The organism is Paraburkholderia diazotrophica (assembly GCF_038900755.1).
Lineage (GTDB): Bacteria > Pseudomonadota > Gammaproteobacteria > Burkholderiales > Burkholderiaceae > Paraburkholderia > Paraburkholderia diazotrophica_A.
Map to the genome: position 1 here is coordinate 1 of NZ_JBBPEN010000056.1, position 2,049 is coordinate 2,049.

The window sequence follows — 2,049 nt, forward strand, 5'->3', positions numbered from 1 at the left end:
GATGTCACGTGGGCAACGCTCGCAACATGGCTGTCGAGCCACGACTTCCCGGACATTCACTCGCGCAGCATTGAGGGCATGACGCCGCTGATGGTGGCAGCGCTGCACGGCGAAGACAGCATAGTCGTAGCGTTGCTGGATGAAGGTGCACACGTCGGCGCGTTCGACAACGAAGGTAGGTATGCACCACTTCGGCGATCGCCTTTGTCCAGGATGAAATCGACGCCATTGCGGGTCAACTTCTCACTGCGGTAATTTGTGAACAATAGCGACGTCGGCATCGCGCTTCGCTCACAACATTCATTTCTTGATCGCATCAGCCGTGCTGATTCCGAGTGGCAAACACCGCTCCTTACGTTCTTGCCGTGAAGATGTACGAAGCTGCTGCGGCTGCCGAAAGCAACCTGGCTGCAAGAGATTATCGTAATCTCCCCAGCTCGTGCGCCGGTGTTATGCATCGGTAGCAGCATCGCGTGATGACGTGGTCAGAACGGGGTCGAGAGGTCAGGACCAGCAAAAATCGCTTGAATTTCGGCTCGCGGCAACGCGCAAATCGGACGTCGATCGGCACGTTTAGTTTGGATCGACAGTACGGACATGGCCAAAGCCGGTTGTCGCTTGATTGCCGCACAGAATAATTTATATGAGCGCCCCCAACGCGTCAGGGGTTCTTACGTATTGATCTGATCACTGAATTCCAGGTCTGAAGTCAGGATCGAGGTGGTCCCCCTCGTATTTCTTGGCGTAGGTCATAGACGTCTTCGTCCATAAGGTGCGCAAAGTGGTTTGAGCGCGAAGTCAACGATCAGCTGCACACGTACGAACTGCCGGAACTTGCCTTGATGGAGATCGCTCAAGCGGGAGAGACGCAACCACCACCGTTTGTTTCCGCTACGACTCCAATCGAATCACGCGCACGTTTCATCGCATTCCGACTTCACCGGGGACACGTCGAGAAGGCGCTACTGTGACCGCAAAACGTTTGTTCGTTCAGGCTATCGATCACGAAGCACGGGTGGGGTGCTCGCTCATCATAGTCGATCCGGGCGCCCGCGAGGAACTTCAAGCTGGCGTTATCTATAAATATGGTAATGCCCTGCGTGTTTACCTTCATGTCGGAATGACCGACTGAATCATCTAGCACGATGAAATATTTTATATCGTCAAAGCCGCGCACTTCGGCGCACAGACGAATGTAAATCTGCGTTTCGCCTTGCAGCGCGATCAGTTCTGCGACCTTTTCTGCTGCTTGAGGCGTGAGAGTCGGGATGTCAGGCGCAGGTGCTGCTAAAAGAGACGTTCGTTGAACAACCATGTAAGTTTTTCTCAGTAATTGGTTAGGAAGACAGACAGTGTTGATCGCTATATGACAAGCAAATAAACGCAAGGTTTGTGCCATGCTGAATTTGTGAGGTATGGGGCCTTTAGTCTCGCATCATTTTACGCGCGCGATGAGCGTTAGGATTTGAATTATTGCGTCAGTTTTGTCAGGTTCGTCGGCATTGTTCATCGATATCGATAGCTATCGATATCAAAACACATGTCATGGAAAGGTTCGATTCGCAGCAGCACCATTTGGCAACGAAAGGGCCAGACGGCGACTGTCAATACGCCGCTTTTCGAGCTTTCACGCAAGCGGCTCGGTTCAAATCGGCAGGCGATGGGTTGGAAGTCGTCGAAAGCGGCAGGTCGTAGCGGTCGAGGCGGCCCATAAATCAGTTACTCCGGAAATTCGCTAGCAATCGGGCGCGGCTGTCGGCTGCGGCCGGCCCTGTCGCGCATCAATACGCGGGACTTTCATTAAACCAGGTTTTCTCGTGACACTGGTGGTCAGAATGTATAGAAGACGGGGCGCGTCCACGACTACTTCGATGAAAAACAGCGAAGCGCGCGCGTTGCCCGACATCCGCGCTGGATTCCGCGAAGGCGCTCGATCTCGTCGCCCGTAACGGGACGGAACGTGAGCGCAGCCACGTCGACGTGCTGTCGCTGGCCATCCACGGACAGGCGGCCAGGGCACTCACCGCCGCGCTCGCGCACACCGACCGC

At 54.7% G+C, this 2,049-nt stretch carries 3 protein-coding genes; 1 reads left to right on the forward strand and 2 read right to left on the reverse strand.

Annotation, left to right across the window (positions count from 1 at the left end; all coding sequences use genetic code 11):
- Positions 1-255, forward strand: a 255-nt coding sequence (locus tag AABE10_RS36140; RefSeq protein ID WP_342937832.1) for an ankyrin repeat domain-containing protein, incomplete at its 5' end; no start/stop codon positions are given.
- Positions 256-937: 682 nt separating this feature from the next.
- Here AABE10_RS36140 and AABE10_RS36145 read toward each other — a convergent pair.
- Entirely contained in the window at positions 938-1,399 is a 462-nt protein-coding gene (locus AABE10_RS36145) for an iron-sulfur cluster assembly accessory protein (protein ID WP_342937833.1), read from the reverse strand.
- Positions 1,400-1,863: 464 nt separating this feature from the next.
- The coding region (locus AABE10_RS36150) for a hypothetical protein (RefSeq protein WP_342937834.1) at positions 1,864-2,049 on the reverse strand (186 nt) is incomplete at its 5' end.